The sequence below is a fragment of the Microbacterium sp. genome (genome assembly GCF_036277215.1).
Taxonomy (GTDB): Bacteria; Actinomycetota; Actinomycetes; order Actinomycetales; family Microbacteriaceae; genus Microbacterium.
Map to the genome: position 1 here is coordinate 1 of NZ_DASUNI010000068.1, position 3,024 is coordinate 3,024.

Here is a 3,024-nt window from a genome sequence, read left to right on the forward strand (position 1 = left end):
GGCTGCTGTCGCCTTCGCGTATCGGCGGCAACGGCTACCGGTATTACGGCCGCGACGCACTCGTCCGCCTGCAGCGGATCCTGCTGCTGCGCGACCTCGGCCTCGGCCTGATGCAGATCGGCGAGATCCTCGATCGCGAGGACTCGCAAGAAGACGCCCTCACCGGCCACCTCGCGTGGCTGAAGCAGGAGCAGCACCGGCTGGAACGGCAGATCGCGTCCGTTCAGCTCACCATCGATGCACTGAGAGGAGGTGAACGACTCATGGCAGAGGACATGTTCGACGGCTTCGACCACGCGCAGTACAAGGACGAGGTCGAGGAGCGGTGGGGCAAGAAGGCCTACGCCGACAGCGACCGCTGGTGGCGCGGCATGAGCGCCGACGAGAAGTCGGCTTGGAAGCAGCGCGCGGCCGATCTGGGTCGCGACTGGATCGCGGCGGCGGAGAGCGGTGTCGCACCCGACAGCGAGTCGGCCCAGGCGGTCGCAAAGCGGCACGTCGAGTGGCTGACCGGCATCCCGGGCACGCCCGCCGCCGATCCGGGCGGCGACGTCAAGGCGTACGTGCTCGGACTCGGCGAGATGTATGTCTCGGACGAGCGATTCGGCGCGAACTACGCGACGAGCGACGGCGGCACCGCGGGCGCGGAGTTCGTCCGCGACGCCCTGCGCGTCTATGCGGAGGCGAACCTGTAGCGCTCCCGCAGCACCGCGGATGCCGCACCCCGACAGAAGGACGGGATGCGGCATCCGTCGTGCGGGCCGAGATCAGGCTCCGGCGCGGAGTCTCGGCAAGGTGAGGTCGAGTACGCCGTCCCGGGCCGCTTGGACAGCCGCGGCGACCGCGCCCATGGAGACGACGTCTGCGCCGAGCCGAGAGGCGTGGAGCTCGGGCATCGGCAGGTCCAGCTCGTCCGGCAGCGCGCGCCGCGCAGCGTCAAGAACAGGCCCGATCCCATCGGCGACCGCGCCCGAGACGATCACCCGTCGCGGATCGAACAGACTCCCGAAGATCCCGGTGATCACCGCCAGGGTCTCGCCGACCCGCGCGGCCACGCGCAGCGCGTCGGCGTCTCCGGATGCCGCGAGCTCGAGCACATGGCGGCCGTCGAGCTCCTCGGTCCGGAGTCTGGCCAGAGGGTGGTCGGGATCGATCTCGCCCTCCGCGACGGCTTCGCGCGCCCATTGTGCGGCACGGTATCCGAGGCCCCACGCTCCGCCGACACCGGTCACGCGGTCGAATGCGACCATCTCGGCGACACCGCCGTGGGCCCCGCGCAGAATCCGGCCGTCGACGGCTACCCCCGCACCGAGCCGCTCCCCGGCCAGCAGCACGACGAAGTCGTCGAGGCCCACTGCTGCGCCGTCGGCGCGTTCGGCGACCGCCGCCAGGTACGCGTCATTCTCGACCCGGACGAGCGGGATCATGCCGGCGAAGTCTGCGATGAACCCGGGATTCATGCGCCCCCAGAAGTGATCGCGGTGTGGCGGCGAGGCCCCCGCGCCGTCGACCGGCGCCGGCACGCCGATGCACAGCGCGAGCACATCGGCGCGCGTCAGCCCCGCGGCGATGAGGGCGGCATCCAACGCCTTGCCCGCCAGCGCGCGGCGCACCTCGGGTGCGTCGTTCTCGGGATCGAGGTCGAGGCGGTGACGCACGAGCGTCTCGCCGCGCAGATCCGCGACCGTCGCGATCAGGTGGGCACGACCGGCATCGATGCCGACGACCGCGCCGCCGTCGGCGCGCAGCTCGAACCGACGCGCGGGCCTGCCTTTGCGATAGTCGCCGACGGCGCGCGCATTCGGCAGCTCACGCAGCAGTCGGCGCCGGACGAGCTCATCCATGACGTCGATCGTCGTCGAGCGCGTCACCCCGACGCGGGTCATCGCATCGCTGGCCGTGAAGTCGGCGGCATCCCAGGCATAGTCGAGCACCGCCGCGAGATTCGCACGACGGACAAGGTTCAGCGAGCCCCCGGAAAACGTGTCGGACACGGGTATTGACCTTTCGTCCCCTGATGGTCATTATGGTCCCAACACATTGATTCGAGTGATAAATCTAATGTGGGAAACAACATTCCCAGGCCCAAAGACGGGTCGATGGAAGGGGACAGTGACGTGCCTGGTCCACATCGAAGCTTCCGGCGTCGTGCCGCGGCGGTTCTCACGCTGGCCCTCATGGGGTCCACCCTCGGGGCGTGCGCGAGCGGGGGAGGTGCGGAGGAGGTTCACTTCCACCTCAGCAAGCCGGAGGCGATTCCGTACTTCCGCGAACTCGTCGCCGACTACAACGCCTCGCAGGACGACGTCGAGGTCGTACTCGACACTGCTGTCAACCTTCAGGCGGGATTCCTCCGCGGAAACCCGCCCGACCTGGCGCTGCTGAACTACAACATGGAGATGGCGCGCTTCATGGAGCGCGGCGCACTCAGCGACCTGGGCGACATGCCCGAGGCAGACCGCATCCGGCCCGAGGTGCAGGAGCTCGTCGACCAGTACGCCACCTACCCCGGCCGCACGAGCGTCCTGCCGTACTCGGTCATGGCTGCATCCGTCATCTACAACAAGGAGATCTTCGAGGAGAACGACCTCGACGTGCCGACGACCCTCGACGAGCTCGAGGCGGTCTGTCAGACCCTCACGGATGCCGGAGTGACGCCCTTCTATGCGACGTACAAGGACCCGTGGACGGTGGCGCAGGGTTGGTTCGACTACACGGTGGGCGGCATGGTCGACGTCGCCGGGTTCTACGAGCAGATGAAGGAACAGGGCACCGAAGTCGGACCCGATTCCGACGTCTCGTTCGAGAAGACCTTCGCCGAGCCGGTGTCGCTCATGCAGCAGCTCTCGGACACGTGCACCAATCCGGATGCTCCCAGCAAGGCATACGGTGACGGCAATCTCGCGTTCGCCCAGGGTGAGGCCGCGATGTATCTGCAGGGACCGTGGGCCTTCGGCGAGATCGCCAAGACGAACCCCGACCTCGACCTCGGAACCTTCCCGCTGCCGGTCACGAACGACCCGG

General features: G+C 68.4%; 3 protein-coding genes. 2 read left to right on the top strand and 1 reads right to left on the bottom strand.

The window, feature by feature from the left end:
* Positions 1 to 695: MerR family transcriptional regulator (locus VFX99_RS03280; RefSeq protein WP_329664886.1), on the top strand; the 695-nt coding region annotated here is incomplete at its 5' end.
* 72 nt (positions 696 to 767) lie between these two features.
* Here the strand turns inward: VFX99_RS03280 and VFX99_RS03285 are convergent.
* The gene (locus tag VFX99_RS03285) at positions 768 to 1,994 is read right to left on the bottom strand and encodes an ROK family protein (RefSeq protein ID WP_329664887.1); all 1,227 of its coding nucleotides are present in this window, start codon (positions 1,992 to 1,994) and stop codon (positions 768 to 770) included.
* Between the two features lie 183 nt (positions 1,995 to 2,177).
* On the opposite strand from VFX99_RS03285, the gene VFX99_RS03290 reads away from it, so the two are divergent.
* Positions 2,178 to 3,024: ABC transporter substrate-binding protein (locus tag VFX99_RS03290; protein WP_329664888.1), on the top strand; the 847-nt coding region annotated here is incomplete at its 3' end.